This is a genomic window from Tenggerimyces flavus (assembly GCF_016907715.1).
Classification (GTDB): Bacteria; Actinomycetota; Actinomycetes; order Propionibacteriales; family Actinopolymorphaceae; genus Tenggerimyces; species Tenggerimyces flavus.
In genome coordinates this window covers 2,979,547-2,999,752 of sequence record NZ_JAFBCM010000001.1, presented here as the reverse complement: position 1 = coordinate 2,999,752, position 20,206 = coordinate 2,979,547, and the positions used below count along the sequence as shown (strand labels likewise).

At 68.4% G+C, this 20,206-nt stretch carries 19 protein-coding genes and 1 pseudogene; 6 read left to right on the top strand and 14 right to left on the bottom strand.

Annotated features, from left to right (window positions below; translation table 11 throughout):
* Positions 1-2: 2 nt before the first annotated feature.
* A complete protein-coding gene (locus JOD67_RS14095; protein ID WP_205117896.1) occupies positions 3-1,004 on the top strand; it encodes a stage II sporulation protein M in 1,002 nt (333 codons plus the stop codon).
* Between the two features lie 850 nt (positions 1,005-1,854).
* Entirely contained in the window at positions 1,855-2,109 is a 255-nt protein-coding gene (locus tag JOD67_RS42380; RefSeq protein WP_205117895.1) for a hypothetical protein, read from the top strand.
* Here the strand turns inward: JOD67_RS42380 and JOD67_RS14085 are convergent.
* The 3 genes and pseudogenes from JOD67_RS14085 to JOD67_RS42375 all read right to left on the bottom strand — a co-directional run.
* Positions 2,041-3,194, bottom strand: a protein-coding gene (locus JOD67_RS14085; protein WP_239554848.1) for an IS3 family transposase whose coding sequence is annotated in 2 segments (ribosomal slippage) — positions 2,041-2,993 and positions 2,993-3,194 — 1,155 coding nt in all. Because the reading frame shifts where the segments join, the coding sequence is not laid out codon by codon here. The genes JOD67_RS42380 and JOD67_RS14085 overlap by 69 nt on opposite strands.
* Positions 3,113-4,039 (bottom strand): integrase core domain-containing protein, encoded by a 927-nt coding sequence (locus JOD67_RS40110; RefSeq protein WP_239553843.1) that lies wholly within the window; start codon positions 4,037-4,039, stop codon positions 3,113-3,115. The genes JOD67_RS14085 and JOD67_RS40110 overlap by 82 nt, the downstream gene beginning before the upstream one ends.
* A gap of 139 nt (positions 4,040-4,178) precedes the next feature.
* A pseudogene (locus JOD67_RS42375) lies at positions 4,179-4,280 on the bottom strand (hypothetical protein); the annotation flags it as partial.
* Positions 4,281-4,483: 203 nt separating this feature from the next.
* Between JOD67_RS42375 and JOD67_RS14075 the strand changes: the two are divergent.
* Entirely contained in the window at positions 4,484-5,695 is a 1,212-nt protein-coding gene (locus JOD67_RS14075; RefSeq protein ID WP_205117894.1) for an alpha/beta hydrolase family protein, read from the top strand.
* 51 nt (positions 5,696-5,746) lie between these two features.
* Here the strand turns inward: JOD67_RS14075 and ahcY are convergent, their stop codons facing one another.
* A complete protein-coding gene (ahcY, locus tag JOD67_RS14070; RefSeq protein WP_205117893.1) occupies positions 5,747-7,183 on the bottom strand; it encodes an adenosylhomocysteinase in 1,437 nt (478 codons plus the stop codon).
* A gap of 105 nt (positions 7,184-7,288) precedes the next feature.
* Between ahcY and JOD67_RS14065 the strand changes: the two genes are divergently transcribed.
* On the top strand, positions 7,289-7,627 hold the full coding sequence (locus JOD67_RS14065; RefSeq protein ID WP_205117892.1) for a MerR family transcriptional regulator: 339 nt from the start codon (positions 7,289-7,291) through the stop codon (positions 7,625-7,627).
* A 99-nt stretch (positions 7,628-7,726) separates the two neighbouring features.
* Here JOD67_RS14065 and JOD67_RS14060 read toward each other — a convergent pair whose 3' ends face one another.
* Genes JOD67_RS14060 through JOD67_RS14030 form a run of 7 tightly spaced genes read right to left on the bottom strand, consistent with a single transcriptional unit; the run spans position 7,727 to position 14,263 of the window.
* On the bottom strand, positions 7,727-8,668 hold the full coding sequence (locus tag JOD67_RS14060) for a cation diffusion facilitator family transporter (protein ID WP_205117891.1): 942 nt from the start codon (positions 8,666-8,668) through the stop codon (positions 7,727-7,729).
* Positions 8,669-8,723: 55 nt separating this feature from the next.
* Positions 8,724-9,896, bottom strand: a complete 1,173-nt coding sequence (gene manA, locus JOD67_RS14055) for a mannose-6-phosphate isomerase, class I (protein WP_205117890.1) — start codon at positions 9,894-9,896, stop codon at positions 8,724-8,726.
* Positions 9,897-9,921: 25 nt separating this feature from the next.
* Positions 9,922-10,962 (bottom strand): SIS domain-containing protein, encoded by a 1,041-nt coding sequence (locus JOD67_RS14050; RefSeq protein WP_205117889.1) that lies wholly within the window; start codon positions 10,960-10,962, stop codon positions 9,922-9,924.
* Positions 10,963-10,972: 10 nt separating this feature from the next.
* Positions 10,973-11,194, bottom strand: coding sequence for a Trm112 family protein (locus tag JOD67_RS14045; RefSeq protein WP_205117888.1), 222 nt, complete (start codon positions 11,192-11,194; stop codon positions 10,973-10,975).
* On the bottom strand, positions 11,191-12,558 hold the full coding sequence (locus JOD67_RS14040; RefSeq protein ID WP_205117887.1) for a phosphomannomutase/phosphoglucomutase: 1,368 nt from the start codon (positions 12,556-12,558) through the stop codon (positions 11,191-11,193). Before JOD67_RS14040 ends, JOD67_RS14045 begins: the two co-directional genes overlap by 4 nt.
* Before the next feature lie 25 nt (positions 12,559-12,583).
* Positions 12,584-12,937, bottom strand: coding sequence for a DUF3499 domain-containing protein (locus JOD67_RS14035; RefSeq protein ID WP_205117886.1), 354 nt, complete (start codon positions 12,935-12,937; stop codon positions 12,584-12,586).
* A gap of 48 nt (positions 12,938-12,985) precedes the next feature.
* Entirely contained in the window at positions 12,986-14,263 is a 1,278-nt protein-coding gene (locus tag JOD67_RS14030) for a 4a-hydroxytetrahydrobiopterin dehydratase family protein (protein WP_205117885.1), read from the bottom strand.
* A gap of 57 nt (positions 14,264-14,320) precedes the next feature.
* On the opposite strand from JOD67_RS14030, the gene JOD67_RS14025 reads away from it, so the two are divergent.
* Together JOD67_RS14025 and JOD67_RS14020 are read left to right on the top strand one after the other, a co-directional pair.
* Complete coding sequence (locus JOD67_RS14025) at positions 14,321-14,809, top strand: metallopeptidase family protein (RefSeq protein WP_239553842.1); 489 nt, start codon at positions 14,321-14,323, stop codon at positions 14,807-14,809.
* 1,006 nt (positions 14,810-15,815) lie between these two features.
* A complete protein-coding gene (locus JOD67_RS14020) occupies positions 15,816-17,123 on the top strand; it encodes an FAD-binding oxidoreductase (RefSeq protein ID WP_205117884.1) in 1,308 nt (435 codons plus the stop codon).
* Here the strand turns inward: JOD67_RS14020 and JOD67_RS14015 are convergent.
* From JOD67_RS14015 to JOD67_RS14005, 3 genes are read right to left on the bottom strand one after another with little or no spacing between them, the layout of a single operon-like run.
* A complete protein-coding gene (locus tag JOD67_RS14015) occupies positions 17,105-18,106 on the bottom strand; it encodes an ABC transporter ATP-binding protein (RefSeq protein WP_205117883.1) in 1,002 nt (333 codons plus the stop codon). The two genes, JOD67_RS14020 and JOD67_RS14015, sit on opposite strands and share 19 nt — an antisense overlap.
* Entirely contained in the window at positions 18,103-19,119 is a 1,017-nt protein-coding gene (locus tag JOD67_RS14010) for an ABC transporter ATP-binding protein (protein WP_205117882.1), read from the bottom strand. Before JOD67_RS14010 ends, JOD67_RS14015 begins: the two co-directional genes overlap by 4 nt.
* A complete protein-coding gene (locus tag JOD67_RS14005) occupies positions 19,116-20,084 on the bottom strand; it encodes an ABC transporter permease (RefSeq protein WP_205117881.1) in 969 nt (322 codons plus the stop codon). Before JOD67_RS14005 ends, JOD67_RS14010 begins: the two co-directional genes overlap by 4 nt.
* Positions 20,085-20,206 lie beyond the last annotated feature (122 nt).

Genomic DNA, 20,206 nt, shown 5'->3' with positions numbered 1-20,206 from the left:
GCGTGGAGCTGGAGGCGTACGTTGCTGCCCATCAGGCGCAGTGGGACAGGTTGGCCGAGTTGGTCAACCACCGCAGGCGGCTGAGCGGAGCCGAGGCGGACGAGCTCGTCACGCTGTACCAGCGCGTCGCCACCCACCTGTCGGTGATCCGTTCGACCGCGCCGGACGCGCAGCTGGTGGGGCGGCTGTCGACGTTGGTGGCGCGGGCCCGTTCTGCCGTGACGGGGGCGCACACGCCCGCCTGGCAGGAGGTCACGCGGTTCTTCGTGGTCTCGTTCCCGGCGGCTTTGTATCGGACGATGCGGTGGTGGGTCCCGACTGGGCTGGCGTTCTACGCGGTGGCTGTGGCTGTGGGCTTCTGGGTGGGGACGAGCCCTGATGTGCAGTCGCAGATCGCTCCTCCTGAGCAGATCCAGCAGCTGGTGGAGCACGACTTCGCCGACTACTACTCGTCGGCGCCGGCTGCTGAGTTCGCTCTGGGGGTGTGGACGAACAACGCCTGGGTGGCTGCGCAGAGCCTCGTTTTGGGGGTTTTGCTGTGTGTGCCGGTCGTCAACATCTTGTGGCAGAACGCGGCGAACGTCGGCATCTCCGGCGGGCTGATGGTCGTGAACGACCGGGCGGACGTCTTCTTCGGGCTGATCACGCCGCATGGGCTGCTCGAGCTGACCGCTGTGTTCGTCGCTGCCGGGGCTGGGCTGCGGCTGGGGTGGACGGTCGTCGACCCTGGGGGTCGCACGCGGATGCAGGCTCTTGCTGAGACTGGGCGCGCGACTGTCGGCATGGCCTTGGGGTTGGTTGTGGTGCTGCTGGTTTCGGGGGCTATCGAGGGGTTTGTGACGCCTTCTGGGTTGCCGACGTGGGGTCGGGTGGGGATCGGGGTGGTGGCTGAGGTGGCGTTCTTCGCGTACGTCCTCATCCTCGGCCGCCGAGCTGTCCGGGCTGGCGAGACGGGCGACATCAGCGCGAGGGATCGCGGAGACATGCTCCCCACCGTCGGCTGACGGCCCCGCGCCTCCCACTCGCCGAGCTTCGGCACGCTTCCCACTCGCTGAGCTTCGGGCGCGCTCTCCGGGGAGCGGGTGCTCCGCCTCGTCATCTCGTCCGCCAGTGTCCGGTCGCGGCGGAGCGAGTAAAGGGCGCCGCGGCGGCTTCGCAGACGGGGCAGCGTCGCTACGCGACCGCTACGCGGCCCTTGACTAGCTCCGCCGCGACCGGAAAGGCGCATGGACGAGATCGACGTGGCGCCTGATCGACTCCCCGCCAGCTCCCCCGCGCCTGTCCTCCCCGTCCACCAGCTCGCGGCCCACTCCCCTTCCGCGCCCCCACTGCCGGGGGAGCTCTCCGCTGCTTGAATGAAGGGCACCTTCATTCAATAGGTTCGTATGAAGGTGCCCTTCATTCAAACCTCCGCCACCCTCCCGCGCTCCGCTCCCTTCGTCGCCATCCCCGGCGACCCGAGCTGTCCGCAGTTTGGATGAAGGGCACCTTCATCCAAAGCACCCCTCCTCTCCCCGGCCGAGCTGGCCCGCCACGTTTCGAGACCCATCGCTGGCGACCTGACTCGCCACGATCAGCTGCCGCCCACTGCCACCAACCGCCATCCCCCGCCGCACCCCGTTGTTTTGAATGAAGGGCACCTTCATTCAATAGGTTCGAATGAAGGTGCCCTTCATACTGTGATGTCTCGGGACATCGGAATGGCTCGGACCTGCAGGGTGTAGGTCTGGGCTAGTTCTTTGTCGGTGCTGGTCTGTGTGGTCGTCTGGTGGGTTGGTAGTCGCGGCGTGGGTCGATGGTGAGGTCGCGGAGGATTTCTCCAGTGGCGGCGTTGATGACGGTGACGTGGAGGTCTTGGACGAGCAGGATGACGCCTGTTCGGGCGTAGGTTCGGCCGATACCGATGTGACGGAGCTGGCCGGCGACGCGCAGGGTGACGCTGCCTGCTTTGTCGATCTTGTCGCGGCGGACGCGGTTGTGGCGGTCGGTGCTGCGGTCTGGGCTGCCCCGCGCTTTCCGGACCGCTTCGTTTGCGGGCGTTTATGCTGCGAGCTGCTGATTCAGGTACTCGTTGCGGACTTGCTGGGGAGTCCGGTAGCCGATTCCTGAGTGGATTCTTCGGCGATTGTAGAACAGTTCGATGTAGGTCGCAATGTCGTCACGGGCTTTCTTGCGTGTTGGATAGGCGGTGCGATAGACACGCTCGACCTTCAGCGTGGAATTGAACGATTCGGCAAGTGCGTTATCGTAACAAGTCCCGGTCCGTCCCATCGAGGCGCGCATCGCGAAATCCTCGATCCTGGCCGCGAACTCACCAGAGGTGTATTGCGTTCCGCGGTCAGAGTGGAAAATGCAATCTTCCGCGAGATCGTGATTTCGCGCCGCCATGCCGAGCGCGTCGGCGACAAGTTGAGCGCGCATGTGGTCGGCCATAGCATAACCAACGACTTCTTTGTTGAAACAATCGATCACAGTCGCCAGATAGAGCCACCCTTCCCAGGTATGAATGTAGGTAATATCGCCCACGAGCTTCGTTCCCGGTGCCGCGGCGGTGAAGTCGCGGCGGACCAAGTCCGGGACGGCCGGGTCGACATCGCCGGGGATCGTGGTAACCCTGTACGGACGCGGCTGGCAGGGCATCAAGCCCAGCTCACGCATCAGGGCGCGGACCAGCTCCTCACCGACCTGCTCGCCGGCGCCGACCAGCTCGACGTGGATACGCCGGTATCCGTACGTGCCGTCGGACTCGTCGAACAACGCCCGAATCTTGACCTTCAGATCCTCGCGCCGTCGGACGGTCGCACTCATCGGCCGACACCGCCATTCATAGAACCCCGATGTCGACACGCCAAGCCAGCCGCACATCTTCCGAACACTAGGGACATTTCGTGGAGCATCAGCCGAATCGTGGTCGGCGACCATGGCAGCACACTCATCGACGACCTCGTACCTGCTGGTCACCGTTGCTCCTTCGCGAAGTATGCCGCCGCTCGTTTTAGGAAGTTGTTCTCCATCTCCAGCTCGCGAACTTTCCGCTCGAGTTCCCGTAGTCGCGCCCGCTCAGACAACTCCAACGGCGACTCCTCGCCGACGTGCGTTTCGCGGTAGGCCTTCACCCAATTGCCCAAAGTGGTCTCACCGACCCCGATTTCACGCGCGACATCGGCAATTCGGCGGCCGCTCTCGACCACCAGCCGAGCCGCCTCCTCGCGAAACTCCGGCGTGAACGTGCCCTTCCTTCTCGCCACCACCAATTCTCCTTTCCAGACGGGACCGTATGCGGTCCGCAGTCCGGAAAGTGGGAGGCACGCCAGTCGGTGCTGCGGTCGGTGCTGGGGGTGGCTTTGGGTCGAGTGGTGTAGATCGTGGCGGGGGTGGCCTGGTGGGGCAGGGAGCGGTGCGGCCGGCGCTGGTTGTATTCGGCCACGAAGGCGTCGAGGAGGGTCTGCAGCTCGGTGATGGTGGTGGGCTGGGCTGGTTGGGCGTGTAGCCACTTCTTCATCGTCTGCTGGAAGCGTTCGACCTTGCCCTGGGTCTGCGGGTGGTTCGGTTTGCCGTTCTTCTGGGTGATGTTCAGCTCTCGGAGCGCGTGTTCGAGGTGGTTGCGGCCGCCCTTGCCGCCGGAGAACCGGGTGGTGAACACCATCCCGTTGTCGGTCAACGTGGATGCCGGAATCCCGTGCGCTGCAACGGTTTCGCGGAACCGGGCGAGCACGATCGGGCCGGTGACCCGCCAGTGCACGGTGACCGACAAGGCGTAGCGGGAGCAGTCGTCGAGCCAGGTGATGATCTCGGTGTCGGCGCCTGAGGTGCCGTCTGGGCGAGTGAGCCGGTAGTGGGTGAAGTCGGACTGCCAGCACTCGTTCGGCTGCTCGGCTTCGAAGCGGATGTAGGAACTCTTCGGGCGCTTGGACGGTTCTGGTGTGACCGCGCCCGCCCGGCCCAGGACCCGGTTGATCGTCGCCCGCGACACCATGACCTGGTGATGGTGCCGCAGGTGCCAGCCGATGGTGTCGGCCGATGGTGTCGGCGCCAGCATCCAGACCGGCCTCGGTGAGCTTCTTGCGGAGCTCGAGGACCAACTCAACGGTCTGGGGTGGGGTCGCCCCAGGGCTCGTCTTCGGAGCCCGCGAGCGCGGCTCGAACGCGGCCTCGCCCTCGACTCGGTAGCGACCCATGAGCCGGCTGATCCAGCCCTGGGAGACCCTGTAAAGGCGGGCGACCTCCGACTGGGACTGACCAGCCAGAACAGCGGTGATGACAAGGCGACGCGTCGACATGGCGCAGCCTGTGCGCCGCCGGCCATTCCGAAGACCCGCGACACGCTATACCGATGACCTGAGACACCCCATTCCGATGTCCTGAACCAGGACAAAGGTGCCCTTCATACAAAACGGCCGCACCGGAGGCACGACTTTTGGAGGGGGTATCCCCGACTCTTGCCGCTGTTGTGACCATCCGCCCCAATGCTGCAATGGGCCTCATGCGCAAGCCCAAGCCCAAGCTCCGCCCCCTTGCGGTGGCGACCGTTGTCATCTGCCTGCTCAGTGCGCTCGTCTCCGCGCCCGCGGCCGGTGCAAGCGCTGACGTGCGCCTCTATCTGCCCGAGCCGACCGGGCCGTACCCGACCGGCACGACCCGACTCCATCTCGTCGACGAGAAGCGCACCGACGACCTCGCTCCGACGCCGCGCGACCGCGAGCTGATGGTCCAGCTCTGGTATCCAGCCGTCCCGGTCGGCACCAAGGCTCCGTACGCGCCTACACACGAAGCCGCCGGACTGCAGGAGTACTACCCCGTCCCCGCGGGCGGCTTCAGCGAAGCGGTGACACACAGCAGGGCGAACGCGCCGGCGATTCCGGGGCGGTATCCGGTCGTGCTGATGTACCACGGGCTGTGCGCCGCGCGGACCGACACGACCGCCATCAACGAGGAGCTGGCGAGCCGCGGGTTCGTCGTCGTGGCGATCGGCAGTACGTACGAAGCGTGGAAGGTCGAGTTCCCCGGCGGCCGGGTCGCGAGTACGTCGGACCCCGAGTTCTGCGGCGCCGCGAGCGGCGACATCGAGAGCCCCAAGAACCTCGCGCTGCTGAACAAGCTGCAGCGCGTACGCGTCGGCGACGTCTCGTTCGTTCTCGACGAGCTCGAGCGTCGGCCAAGGGAGCTGCCGCGCTTCCTCGGCCGTTCGCTGGCACTGGACGAGGTGGGCATCTTCGGCCACTCGATGGGCGGCGCCACCGCCGCCTGGGCCACCGCCGCGGACAAGCGGATCCGTGCGGGAGCCAACCTCGACGGGCTGTTCGTCGGGCCGGTACGCAAGACCGGCTTGAAGAAACCGTTCCTCATCATGGCCAGCGAGTACCACCACACGACCCTGCCCGACCCGACCTGGGCGGACGTCCTGCCGAAGCTCGACGGCTGGCATCGATGGCTCCGGCTGCGCCAGGCCGGCCACTACCGCTTCGTCGACCTCGGCGGCAGCGCCGAGCAGTGGAACCTCCGCGCAACGATGGGGCCGGACGCGTGGCAAGCCAACTTCGGCGACATCGACGACCATCGCTCCCAGCAGATCGTGATCCGCTACACGACGGCGTTCTTCGAACGGTTCTTGAAGGGTCAGCGCGAGCCGCTCCTCGACAAGCCGTCAGCGAAGTACCCGGAGGTCGAGTTCCGCGCAACGTCAAGCGCGGGTTGACATGACGAGAGGGGCACCCCGACCGGCGGTGCCCCTCTCGTCAGCGGTTGCTCAGTAGCGGTAGTGGTCGGGCTTGTACGGACCCGCCACGTCGACGCCGATGTAGGCGGCCTGCTCCTTGGTCAGCTCGGTGAGCTTCGCACCCAGCGCGGGCAGGTGGAGGCGGGCGACCTTCTCGTCGAGGTGCTTCGGCAGGACGTACACGCCGATCGGGTACTCGTCGGTCTTCGTGAACAGCTCGAGCTGCGCGATCACCTGGTTGGTGAAGCTGTTCGACATCACGAACGAAGGGTGCCCAGTCGCGTTTCCCAGGTTGAGCAGCCGGCCCTCGGACAGGACGAGGATCGCGTGCCCATCGGGGAAGACCCACTTGTGGACCTGCGGCTTGACCTCGATCTTCTCGATGCCCGGAACCTTCGCGAGTCCGGCCATGTCGATCTCGTTGTCGAAGTGCCCGATGTTGCCGACGATCGCCTGGTGCTTCATCCGGGTCATGTCGTCGGCGGTGATGATGTTGAAGTTGCCGGTCGTGGTGATGAAGATGTCGGCGGTCTCCACGACATCCTCGAGCAGCGCGACCTGGAAGCCGTCCATCGCCGCCTGCAGCGCGCAGATCGGGTCGACCTCGGTGACGACGACGCGCGCGCCCTGGCCGCGGAGCGACTCGGCCGCGCCCTTGCCGACGTCGCCGTACCCGCAGACGACCGCGACCTTGCCGCCGATGAGGACGTCGGTGCCGCGGTTGATGCCGTCGATCAGCGAGTGGCGGATGCCGTACTTGTTGTCGAACTTCGACTTCGTCACCGAGTCGTTGACATTGATCGCCGGGAACAGCAGCGTGCCGGCCTTCGCCATCTCGTACAGGCGGTGGACGCCGGTCGTCGTCTCCTCGGTGACGCCCTTGATGCGACCCGCGATCGTCGACCACTTCTGCTTGTCGGTCGCGAAGGTGTTGTGGAGCAGGCGGAGAACGATCGCGAACTCCTCGCTGTCCGCGGTCTCCGGAGCCGGGACGACGCCGTTCTTCTCGTACTCCGCACCCTTGTGTACGAGCAGCGTGGCGTCACCGCCGTCGTCGAGCAGCATGTTCGGACCTTCACCACCGGGCCAGGTGAGCGCCTGCTCGGTGCACCACCAGTACTCCTCGAGCGTCTCGCCCTTCCAGGCGAAGACGGGGACACCCTTCGGGTCGTCCGGCGTGCCGTCCTTGCCGACGACGACCGCGGCCGCGGCGTGGTCCTGGGTGGAGAAGATGTTGCAGCTCACCCAGCGCACGTCGGCGCCGAGGGCGGTGAGGGTCTCGATGAGTACGGCGGTCTGGATCGTCATGTGCAGGCTGCCCATGATCTTCGCGCCCTGGAGGGGCTGGGCCGCGCCGAACTCCTCGCGGACGGCCATCAGACCCGGCATCTCGTGCTCGGCCAGGGTGATCTCCTTGCGGCCGAAGTCCGCGAGGTTCAGGTCCGCGACCTTGTACTCGAACGACATTGCTCTCCTTAGTCCGGTGTCCCCGGGTGGGAGCGTAGCCGCGCCCTCACCGATTCCTCGCGCCGGATCGCCCGTTCTTGACAGAACTTTGTCAGAATAGCCGGCATGCGGATCTCGGCAGCGGCTCACGAGCTCGGAACCTCGCCTCGGATGCTGCGCTATCGGGAGTCGCTCGGCCTGCTCCCCACCCCGTCACAAGGGCACCGGCAGTACTCCGACGAGGCCCTGTCCGTCGCCCGCCTGGCGCTGGAGTTGGAGCAGCACTACGACGTGTCGCCCGCCGCCCTGGCCTTCGCCATCCGGGTGCTGGCCGAGCCGTCGGTGGCGGCGTCGGTACGAGAGCTGGCCGAACGTACCGGCCGCCTCCCCACCGCCGCCGAGACCGAGCGCGAACGAGCCCTCAAATGGCTCGGCCGCAGCGGCGTCCTACCTCCCCGAATCTGATCCAGCCCCGACTCCACCCGGTGATCATGTACGTGATCGTGAAGCCAGACTGGTCATATACGACTAGTACGCCTTCATGATCACGTACATGATCACGGCCTAGGACAGCGGTGGCGCGCTCTCGGCGGGGGCGCGGTCGAGGTCGGGCTCGACGTAGATGGCGCGGGCGATCGGGACGGCTGCGCGGATGCGTTCTTCGACCGCGTTGATGGCATCAGCCACGTCCGAGGCGCGGTCCGACGCCGTCACGGCGATCTTGGCCGCCACCAGCAGTTCCTCCGGGCCGATGTGCAGCGTCTTCATGTGGATCAGCCGATCCACCAGCGGCTCGTCGGCGATCGCCTTCTCGATCGCCGCCACGTGCTCGGCGGTCGCGGACTCGCCGATCAGCAAGCTCTTCATCTCCACGGCCAGGATGATCGCGATGATCACCAGCAGCACGCCGATCGACATCGAGCCGAGGCCGTCCCAGATGCCGTTCCCGGTGATCAGGGTCAGCGAGACGCCGATCAGCGCGAGCACCAGACCGACCAGCGCGCCGAGGTCCTCGAGCAGGATCACCGGCAGCTCCGGCGACTTGGCCCGCCGGATGAAGTTCTTCCACGACGCCGACCCGCGTACGTGGTTCGCCTCGACGATCGCCGTACGGAACGACAGCGTCTCCAGCACGATCGCGATCAGCAGCACCACGACCGGCACCCACTGCCACGCCGTGATCGGGTGCGGCTCGCTGACCTTGTGCCACCCCTCGTACAGCGCGAAGAGTCCACCGACCGAGAACAGCACGATCGACACGATGAACGCGTAGATGTACCGCTCGCGCCCATAGCCGAACGGGTGCAGCTCGTTCGCCTCGCGCTCCGAGCGCTTCTTGCCGACGAGCAGCAGAACCTGGTTACCGGCATCCGCCACCGAGTGGATCGACTCGGCCAACATCGCCGACGACTGGGTGAGCAAGAACGCGATGAACTTCGTCACCGCGATACCCGAATTGGCGAGCAAGGCAGCAACGACTGCCTTGGTGCCTCCCTCTGCGCTCATGCGGCCCTTCCGTTCGTGACCCCGAAACGTTTTGCCATATCTTGCCGGAAGAGATCTAGACAGCCAGACCGGCCGTCGCCCTGAAGATCACGCCGTCCCCGGAAAGCGTCACCGCGCCGTCCGAAGCGCCTGCGAACGCCGAGGCGCCCCGCGCCAACGACACCTGGCCGCGCTCGCTCTGCGCCACGGCGGAACCAGCGACGCACAGCAGGATCTGCGGCCCTGCCGCCTCGAGCTTCACCTCGTGCTCGGCCGACACCGTGATCCGCGACAGCCGGAAGTCCGGCGCCGGCGTCGGGTACACCTCTTCGCCGCCCGGCCGAGCCTCCGGCACCAAGACCCGAGCCGCAGCAGGCGTGAAGTCGAGCAGCCGCAGCAGCTCCGGCAGGTCGATGTGCTTGCTGGTCAGACCGCCGCGCAGCACGTTGTCGGAGTTCGCGAGGATCTCCACGCCGACGCCGGACAGGTACGCGTGCAGGTTGCCCGCCGGCAGGTACAGCGCCTCCCCCGGCCGCAGGTCGACGTGGTTCAGCAGCAACGCCGCGATCACGCCGGGATCGCCCGGGTGCTTCGACCCGAGCAGCCGCAGCAACGCGGCCTCCGGCAGCGACGACGACCGAGCCCGCGCGAGTACGGCGGCGACCAGCCGCCGCTGCTCGGCCACCGGCGCCGTCATCAGCATCGTGAAAGCCGCCCGCACCCCTCGCGCGTCCGGCTGCTCGCGCAGATGAGCGACGTACGGCTCCAGCTCGGCCGCCCCCAGCGCGTCGACCGAGGCCAACGTACGAGCCGGCGGCTGGAAGCCCACCAGCGCGGAGAAGTCGGTCAGCGCGCAGATCAGCTCCGGCTTCGCGCCCGCGTCCTTGTAGTTCCGCTCCGGAGCCGACAGCGGGATGCCCTCGTCGTTCTCCCGTTCGAACCCCTCCCGCCCCTGCTCCGGGTTCGGGTGCGCCTGCAGCGACAACGGATCGGCAGCCGCCAGCACCTTCAACAGGAACGGCAGTCGCGGGCCGAAGCCCTCGAGGACGGCCGGCCCCAGCTCACCCGCGGGATCCGCCTCGATCACGTCCACGAGCGAACGGCCGCCGACCAACGACGGCGACCCCGGATGGGCGCCCATCCACAGCTCGGCCTGCGGCTCGCCGGTCGGTTCGACTCCAAGCATCTCGGGGATCGCGGTGGGCGAACCCCAGGCGTACGGGCGGATCGGGTTCTCCAGGAGCTGCATGTCCCTTGGCCCTCAGATCGTGTCGTCAGGTGGCTGCCGGCAGGTACTTACCCAGTCCGACCGCGAGGTAGATCGCGACGTACGTCCCCATCGACTGCAACGCCGCGTACCGCGCGACCTCCGGACCCTCGGTCCAGCTGATCGTGCGGGTGTGCACCTGCGCCTTCTCCGCGGTCGCCAGCAGCCGGCCGCGGTTCGCGCGGATCACGGGCTGCTCCGAGCCGTCGTCGAGAACGAACAACGCGGGCCGCAGCGGGGTCGCCGCCGGGTCGGCCCAGGGGTCGGCGAACAGGTCGCGCGGAGGCGAGCCCTCGATCACCGGAACGAGATGGTCGGCGTCGGCCGCCAACGCGGCGCGACCGGAAGCTCGGCGCAACGTCTCCGCCACCCGGCGGCCGGCGCGGGCCGCGAGGACCGAGCCACCCCACACGAGTGGCAACGCCTCGGCGAGCACGAGCGACAGGTCCTTCGCCGGGTTCGAGGCGAGGTCGGCGTACGGCGAGCAGCGCGAGGCCACGTCGTCGAGCGCCATCGCGACCGACTCGCCATTGACCTCGGGTCCGAGCTCGAGCACGTGCAACAGCTGCAGAACGACGACGGCCACGGCGAGCGCGTCACCGGTCTGCGACGGCACCAGAATCGTGTCGCGCCCCTCGGCCATCTCCGCGAGCGGCGACTGCGTCGGGCAGGCGACGATCAGCGTGCTGCCGCGACGTACCGCCTCCTGCACGGCCGACTGCGTCTCCGCGTCGGAGCCGCCGGGCGCGAGCACGACGACCAGGTCGAGCGCGCCGACCCACCCCGGCAGGCCGGGTCCGGGCCAGGCGACGAACGGCACCGGGCACCACGGCTCGAGCACGGCACGCAGCAGCCGGGCGTCCGCGCCGGCCGCCACCAGGGCGCGCGGCCGGCCCAGCTGGGTGAGCCGTTCCGCGACGTCGTTGCTCGCGTTCGCCTCGGTCCGTACGCGCGCGCCGGCCTCGGCCAGGCCGCGCAGCGCCGCATCGGCGTGCTGCAACGCCTCGGCGTCGTCGAGCAGGCTTTCGTCGAACGATTGAACCGACACTCAGGTGCTCCTACTCGGTCGGCGCGTCGTCGTCGGAAGCCGCTTCGCTCGGCTTCTCGCCGGGCTTGCGCGCTTCGTCGACGAGCAGCACGGGAATGTCGTCGCGCACTGGGTACGCGAGCCCGCAGGCCCCGCTCGTGCAGACCAGCTCGTTCGCGCCGTCGTCCACGCGCAGAGCCGACTTGCAGGCCGGGCAGGCCAGGATCTCGAGCAGTTCTTGGTCGAGGTTCACGAGGGCGATGCTTCCCTTCCCACGCCGCGTACGAGGTCGAGGACCTCGTCGCGGATCCGTTCCATGGTGGCCTGGTCGGAGGCCTCCGCGTTGAGCCGAAGCAGCGGCTCGGTGTTGGACGGGCGGAGATTGAACCACCAGTCGGGGTGTTCGACCGTGAACCCGTCCAGCTCGTCGATCGTCACGTCCGAGCGGCTGGCGTACTGCTTCTTCACCAGCGTCATCGTCGCATCATGGTCCGCCACGGTCGTGTTGATCTCGCCCGACGACACGTACCGTTCGTACCCGGCCATCAGCTCCGACAGCGGCATCTCGTCGGTGCCGAGCGCGGCGAGCAGGTGCAGCGCGGCGAGCAGGCCGGAGTCGGCGTGCCAGAAGTCGCGGAAGTAGAAGTGCGCGGAGTGCTCGCCGCCGAAGATCGCGCCGGTCTCCGCCATCCGGGCTTTGATGATCGAGTGGCCGACGAGCGTCCGTACCGGGTGGCCGCCACGTTCGCGGACGATCTCGGGGACGGCGCGCGAGGTGATCACGTTGTGGATGATCGTCGCGCCCGGCTCCCGCTCGAGCTCGCGGGCGGCGATCAGCGCGGTGACGGCGGACGGCGAGACCGACTCGCCCTCCTCGTCGACGACCCAGCAGCGGTCCGCGTCGCCGTCGAACGCCAGACCGAGGTCGGCGCCCTCGTAGCGGACGCGTTCCTGCAGGTCGCGGAGGTTCTCCGGGTCGAGCGGGTTGGCCTCGTGGTTCGGGAACGTGCCGTCGAGCTCGAAGTAGAGCGGAACGACCTCGATCGGCAGCCCGGCGAGCACGGCCGGAACGGTGTGGCCGGCCATCCCGTTGCCGGCGTCGACGACGACGGTGAGCGGGCGGATGTGTTCGAGCGGGACGAGCTCGCGGAGGTAGTCGGCGTACGCGGCGAGCAGGTCGCTGTGCTCGACCGAGCCTTGGCTTTCGGCGGGCTCGAAGTCCTTGTCGGCGAGGATCCTCAGCTCGGCGAGCCCGGTGTCGCGGCTCAGCGCGGCGGCGCCGGCGCGACACAGCTTGATGCCGCCGTACTTGCCGGGGTTGTGGCTCGCGGTGAACATCGCGCCGGGGAGTCCGAGGCGGCCGCTGGCGAAGTAGAGCAGGTCGGTCGAGGCGAGCCCGATGTCGATCACGTCGACGCCCTGGCTGGTCACGCCCTCGATGAACGCGGCGGCGAGGCCAGGCGAGGAGAGGCGCATGTCGCGGCCGACGACGACCTTCGGCGAGGCCACGACGTGGACGAACGCGGCACCGATCCGGCGCGCGAGGTCGTCGTCGAGCTCGTCGGGCGCGACACCGCGGATGTCGTACGCCTTGAAGACCGCCCCTGCATCTGACACGGCCACACCCTAACTGGCGAGCGGGTCAGGTCGAGTCGGGAGTACGCAGGACGCGCAGGTGACCGCGGCGGCCGACCTCGACCGGAGGCTGGTCGGAGGACTCCTCCGGGCGGGCGGCCTCGCGGACCGCGTTCGCCAGCGCCTCGAGGTCGTCGTGCGAAGGGCGGAGCGCGTCGGGATCCGGCGCGAGCCGGATCACCTCCCAGCCGCGCGGCGCGGTGAGCCGCTCCGCGTGCTCGGCGCACAGGTCATAGCAGTGCGGCTCGGCGTACGTCGCCAACGGACCCAGCACCGCGGTCGAGTCGGCGTAGACGTAGGTCAGCGTCGCGATCGCCGGGCGCAGACATGCCGTCCGCGAACATCTCCGAAGCGACCCCACGTTCGGATCGTAGCGGGCGCCACCCCCAACCAGTTCTTCCGCCACGCGTCAGGCGCCGGCCCGCTCCTGCCAGAGCTCTTCGCGACCCACCGAGACTGCGATGTCGACCTCGTTGCCCTCGGGGTCGGCGAGCGTCCACCACTCCGGCGCCTCGGCGTCGTAGACGATCCGGCCGCCTGCTGCGAGGGCCGCATCGATGCGTGCCTGGGCCTGGTCGTTCGGTACGAAGACGTCGACGTGGATGCGGTTGCGCTGCTTGCGCCGGTCCTCCTCCGAGGTGTCGATCTCCAGGAAGAACACCGGTGCGTTGAGCCTGCGCGGGTCGAAGAGGTCGGTGACATGCTCGCGCTGGTCCTCCTCGTAGCCGAGGACGGTCCGCCAGAAGTGACGGAGCACGGGGACGTCGGCGGCATCGATCCCGACCTGGACGAACCGCAGCGGAGCCGGGTCCGCGGCCAGCCCCATCCCCCGCGCCGCGGCCTGGATCTTGCGGGCCAGCTCCGGGAACGGGTCGTTCCACTCCTGGTCCTTGCCGGTGTCGAGCAGCACGCCGCCCGGGCGCAGGTCGATCATCATCGGCATGCCGGCCTCGTCGGCCATCCCCGCCGCGACGGCGGCGACCTCGGCGCCCTGCTGGGGCGAGGAGACCGGGTAGAACACCATCCCGGCGAACGGACCACTCCAGTCAGCGGTCTCCGGTGCCTCCAGGCGCTCCGCCGGCCCGAGCGGGATGACGTCCGCTTCGTTGCCCTCGGCGTCGGCGAGACCCACCTCGATCACCCCGGTGGCACGGCCGCCGACCGCCTCGACTCCGTCGGCGGCCAGCGCGTTCGGGCGCACGATGTCGAGGTGGATCCGGTTGCGCAACGGTCGTGGGTCGCTCTGCTGCTGGAACCAGATCGCCGGGTGCCGCCGCATCGGGTCGACCAGGTCGTCGTCGCCCACCAGGTCGTACCCCAGCGCGGTCTGCCAGAACGGGACCACCGCCGCCTTGTCGAGCACGTCGATCGTCACCTGGACGTCCTGCACGGCCGACGGATCGGCGGCTCGGCCGAGGTCGCGCGCGGCCGCGGAGATCTGCCGCGCCAGCTCCACGTCGGCAGTGGTGAGGTCGGGCGGGGAGGGGATACGTACGTGCACGCCACTGGCGCGCAGGTTGACGTCCGGCTGGCGCCCGCCGAGGTCGGCGATCCGGCGCACCAGCTCAGCGCCGGCGGCGTGCGAGGGCGCGTCGAACCACGCGTTCGCGCCGAAGGCGAGAACGCGCCAGTCCTCGACCCCGTCGGAGTCCTGGAACTGCTTCGCGGTGAGCCGCTCGTCGGTCATGGCCGGAAGGATGCCACGGACCCACCGACATGTGGGTGGAACAACTAGGCTTCGACCATGTCCGGAGGGCTTCCAGATCCCCTCGCCGGCCCCGACCCAGGCGCCGGCGTACGGCCTGGTTCCCGCCGCGACCGACACGGGCGCGGCATGCGCGGCCCGCTCGCCGTCGGCGGCCCACTCGCGCCGGACGGGGTACCGGTGGCGCGGACCCGTTCGCAGCGCTTCGACGACCTGGTCCTGGACGCGGTCGAGGAGCTCGAACGCAGGTACGCCAAGGAACTGTCCGGCGTCGAGTTCGCGGTCGAGGACGTTCCCGACCCGACGACCGCGCCGGACGAGGAGGACATCCCGCTCGGCGTCCTGGTGGAGCCCGGTCCGAACAGACCGGCCCGAATCGTGATCTACCGCCGCCCGATCGAGCTGCGCACGGTCGGCTCGTCCGAATTGTCCGCACTCGTCCACGATGTCGTCGTCGAACAAGTCGCCGAGCTGCTGGGCATCGATCCCGAGCAGATCGACCCCGACTACGGGACCGAGATCGACTGAGCTCAGCGCACTGGTTTTGAATGAAGGGCACCTTCATTCGAACCTATTGAATGAAGGTGCCCTTCATTCAAAACGGGCAGTCGGAAGGCCCGGCTTCATCGACACCACAAGAAGCAGGGGGCCAACAGGCGACGCGAGCACGGCAGCAAACCCCAGCAAGAAGGAACCTCCCCCCGGGACACCTGTTCCGGGGGGCAGGGGCGGCGCGTGAAAGACAGGTGGCCGGGCCGGGACGAGTCAAGGGCCGCTCCGCGGTCGCGAAGCGACGCTCTCACCCCGCGCGAAGCGCCCCCTGGGAGGCGCCCTTGACGCGCCCCGGACCGGCCACCACACTCGACCGCCGCCACAGACCCCGAGAGCACCAACCCCGGAGAGCTCTCACCGGAACACCGCACCAAGACAGCACCAACAGCCGGCGAGCTCCGCCAAGAACCTGAGCAAGTTGAATGAAGGGCACCTTCATTCGAACCTCCTCGAGCGAGGGGACCCCTCCGCCCTTCGCGAGAGTGTGGGGTTCTGGTCGCGACACGCCGGCGTGTCGCGACCAGAACCCCACAGTTTGATGGGACACGGTGGATGGGCCGGGCTATTGAATGAAGGTGCCCCTCATTCAAAGCGGCGCGGTGGCCGCTGTCGAGGTGGCCGGGTAGTGCTGGTGTGGCGAGAGCTCGGCTGGGTCGGGGGCACCCCTGTCCAAACCTATGGGACCAGGGTGCCCCTCACCCAAACCTCCGCCACCCGCCCGTGATCATGAACGTGATCATGAAGGCAAACCCGGCGTATACGACCAGTTCGGCTTCATGATCACGTTCATGATCACAGGCGTCGAGCGCACCCCGCGGCCGGCCGATTAGATGAAGGGCACCTTCATCCAAACGTGTCGGGCCGGCGGCCGATCGGCGCGGAGTCAGGACAGAAACCTGTCGGTGGTTCGTGTCACAGTCGGGTTCGCGGCAACGTCAGTGCAGCAAAAGAACAAAGACACCGAGCAAGAGTGGATTCGACGATGACTCTGCAAGCAGCGACCAAGGGCCGGGTTCTCGAGCCGGCCGACGCCGACTTCGAGCCGGCCAGCAAGCCGTGGAACGTAGCCGTCCCTCAGTCTGTCGCGGCCGTGGTCGAGGCGACCGACGCCGACGACGTGGCGAGTGTTGTTCGCTATGCGCGCAAAGAAGGCCTGACGGTCGCCGTCCAGCCGAACGGGCACGGGGCGAGCGGCAACGCCGACGGCGTGATTCTCCTTCGTACCAAGGCACTCCAGACCATCGAGGTCAACGCCGCCGAGCGCACCGCGAAGGTGGGCGCCGGCGTCAGCTGGGGCCAGGCACAGGCCGCGACCGAGGCGCACGGCCTGACCGGGCTCCCCGGCAGCGCACCGGTGGTGAGCGTCGTCGGCTACACCCTCGGCGGCGGCCTCGGCTGGTTCGCCCGCAAGTACGGTCTCGCGGCGCACAGCGTGCGCGCGTTCGACCTCGTCGACGCCGACGGCAACCAGCAGCACGTCACCGCGGACTCCGACGCCGACCTGTTCTGGGCACTGCGGGGCTCCGGCGGCGACCTCGCGATCGTGACCGCGGTCGAGTACGGCCTCTACGAGGCGCCCGGCCTGTACGGCGGCGCGCTGGCGTGGCCCGCGGACAAGGCCGCGGACGTGCTCGCCACGTTCAAGGAAGTGACCGCGCAGGCACCCGACGAGCTGACCCTCTGGTTCGGCCGGCTGGAGATCCCGAACGGACCGCCGCCTATGGTCGCGATCCAGGCCGCCTACCTGGGCGACGCCGACGCCGGACAGGCGCTGCTGGCCGCGTTCGACAAGCTCGGCGACCCGCTCCAGGACACCCGCCAGGAACGCACCCTGGCCGAGCTGGCCGCGATCACCAACGACCCGACCGACCCGTCGCCGGGCAAGGGTCGCTCCTCGATGCTGACCAGCCTGAACGACGACGTCACCGAGACCCTGCTCGACGGCTCGCTCGCACCGCTACTCGCCCTCCAGCTCCGCCACACCGGCGGCGCGCTCGCCGCGGCCGGGCCGGACGCCGGACCGCACGGGTCGATCGCCGAGCCGTACCTGCTGTACGCGTTCGGTCTCCCGCTCAGCCCGGAGCTGGCCGCGGGCATCAGCACCAAGCTCGACGAGTACGAAGCAAAGCTGGGCGACAACGTCAGCGGGCGGAAGCCGTTCACGTTCCTCACCGGTGGCGAGTCGGCCTCCGACGCGTTCGACCAGCCGACGATCGAACGGCTGCGGCAGCTCAAGCGCGACCGCGACCCGGCGAACGTGTTCCGCTCGAACTACCCCGTTCTGGACTGAGGCTCCAAGCCGGCTTCCTGATGGGCCACGTGGCACGCCGCCGCGTGGCCAGGCCGGGTGTCGGCGAGCCTCGGCGTCACGCTGCGGCAGACGTCGATCGCGACCGGGCACCGCGGCTGGAAGCGGCAGCCCTCCTCGGGGTCGATCACCCGGGGCGGCTCGCCGACGTCGTCCGTCGGCACGGCCAGCGGGGCCCACGGGTCGGGTGCCGCGGACAGCAACAGCTTCGTGTACGGGTGTTGCGGATCGGTGAGCACCTGCTCGCACGGTCCGCTCTCGACGACGTGGCCCGCGTACATCACGAGCATCCGGTCCGCGACGTACCGCGCCGACGCCAGGTCGTGGGTGATGTAGAGGAACGAGACGCCCTCGGTCTCCCGCAGCCGCGCCATCAGGTTGAGGATGCCGATACGGATCGAGACGTCGAGCATCGAGACGGGCTCGTCGGCGAGGATCACCTCGGGTCGGCACGCGAGCGCGGCGGCGAACCCGACGCGTTGCCGTTGCCCACCGGACAGTTCGTAAGGGTACTTGTGCAGCACGTCGGACGCCGGCGTCAGCCCGACCTCCTCGAGCAGCCGGGCCGCCTCGGCCTCGCGCTGGGTGCCGTTGAGGTCGCGGCGGTGCAGCTTGAGCGCCCGCAGGATCGGATGCGCGACCGGGTAGACCGGGCTCAGCGAGCTGAACGGATCCTGGAACACCATCTGCACGCGACGCCGGTAGTCGAGCTGCCGCTTGCGACCCCGCAGCGACGTCACCAGCGAGCCGCGGAACGAGATCTCGCCCGCGGTCGGCGGGTACAACTGGGCGAGCAGTCGCGCGACGGTCGACTTGCCGGAGCCACTTTCGCCTACCAGCGCGACGATCTCACGTTCGCCGATCGTGAGGTCCACGTCGTCAACGGCGTGCAGCGTGTGGCCGCCGAACGCTCCGCCGACCTTGAAGTGCCGGGTGAGGCCGCGCGCGGCCAGGACGTCGGTCATCGCGACCCCGCCCCCGCTCCAGTGAACAGGTGGCAGCGCACCAGGTCCGACCCACCCACCGTGACCGCCTCCGGCTCGACGTCGTCGCAGACCTCCATCCGCTGCGGGCAGCGCGGATGGAAGCGGCATCCGCTCGGCGGATGCCGCAGGTCCGGCGGGCTGCCCGGGATGCCGGTGAGCTCCTTGCGCTCGCCGAACACCGACGGGAACGCCTGCAGAAGTCCCACGCTGTAAGGATGTTGCGGGGCGTTGAACACGTCGCGGGTACGGCCGAGCTCGACGATCTGCCCCGCGTACATGATCGCGAGCCGGTCGGAGAAGTGGCTCACCAGCGACATGTCGTGGGTGACGAACAGCACGGCGAAGCCGAACTCCTTCTGCAGCTGCTTGATCCGCATCATCAACGAGCGTTGGGCAACGACGTCGAGTGCGGACGTCGGCTCGTCCATGATGACGAGGTCCGGGCGGAACACCAGCGCCATCGCGATCATCGCCCGCTGCCGCATGCCGCCGGAGAGCTGGTGCGGGTAGCTCTTCAGGTGGATCGGGTCGATGCCGACGAGCCGCAGCGCCTCTTCGGACCTGGTCCTGATCGCGTCCGCCGAGACCTTCTCGTGCGCGAGCATCGCGTCCTGGAGCTGGTCGCCGATGGAGAGCACCGGGTTGAGGGCGTTCATCGCGCTCTGCATGACGACGGAGTAGTCGCGCCAGCGGATCTGCCGGAGCTCGGCCTCGGTCAGCTCGACCATGTTGTTGCCGTTGAAGTCGACCGTTCCGCTGACGATGCGGGCCGGTTCGCTGAGCAGCTTGGCGATCGCGTACAGCAAGGTCGACTTGCCGCAGCCCGACTCGCCGACGATGCCGATGAACTCGCCGCGGTTGACGGTCAGGCTGACATGGTCGACCGCGCGGACAGGTTGGTCGAGACCGTACTCGACGACCAGGTCCTCGACGGCGAGCAGCGGTCCCGTGGCCGCCTCGCCCAACCGTGCCTCGGTCTCCGGCCGGATCATGACGCCGCCTCCGCCGTCACGCTCGACCGCCGGCGTCGAACGCGGCGCCGCGGAGGACGCAGGGCCGGGTTGCTGACTTCGTCGAACGCGTAGTTCAGCAACGTGATGCTCGCTCCCAACAGCCCGATGCACACACCCGGCGCCAGCTCCCACAGCGGCGCGCCTGCCTGCAGCGCCTCGTTGTTGTGCGCCCACCGCATCATCGATCCCCAGCTGACCGTGGAGATGTCGCCGAGCCCGATGAACTGCAACCCGACCACGGCGATCAGCCCGTACACCGCCGCGCCGAGGAAGTTCGCGACCAGCAGCCCGGTCATCGTCGGCAGGATCTCGAACACGATCGTGTACCACGTACGCTCGCCGCGGACCCGCGCCGCCTCGAGGAATTCCCTGTTGCGCAAGGCCAAACCCTGCGCGCGGAACTGTCGCGCACCGTACGCCCAGCTGGTGAGCGCCACGACCAGCACCATCACCATGATGCCGCTGCTGCGGATGTAGGAGCTGATCACGATCAGCAGGGGCAGCCCGGGCAGCACCAGGAAGATGTCGGTCACGAGCGAGATGATGTGGTCGGGCAGGTTGCCGATGTACGCCGCCGCCACGCCGATCAATGCGGAGATCGTCGTCGCGATCGCGCCGATGAGGAACGCGATCAGCAACGACTGGCGTGATCCGAAGACCATCTGGGAGAACACGTCGCCGCCGTACGCCGTGGTCCCGAGCAGGTGCTGGGCGGACGGGCCGACCGCGCGTTCGAACTCGTTGCTGGTCGGGTCGTGCGGGGCGATCAACGGCGCGAGCAGCGCCATCAGCACGAAGATCACGAGGATCACCGCACCGATCAGCGCCTTCGGGCTGCGGACCACCGCGATGAGCAGGTTCGAGATCGCGCCGCCGCGGCGACGGCCGGGTGTGGGGACGACGGCCTCGAGCGGGTCGACCGGGGGAACGTTCTGCGCGACCATCTAGGTCGTGCCTCTTGAGTAGCGTCGGTCATCGCGCGTAGCGCGATGGCGCGCGGCGCATCGCGCCCGGCTGGGCGTGGTGCAGGAGGAATTCATAGTTTGTCCTATGGGTGACGACGTGC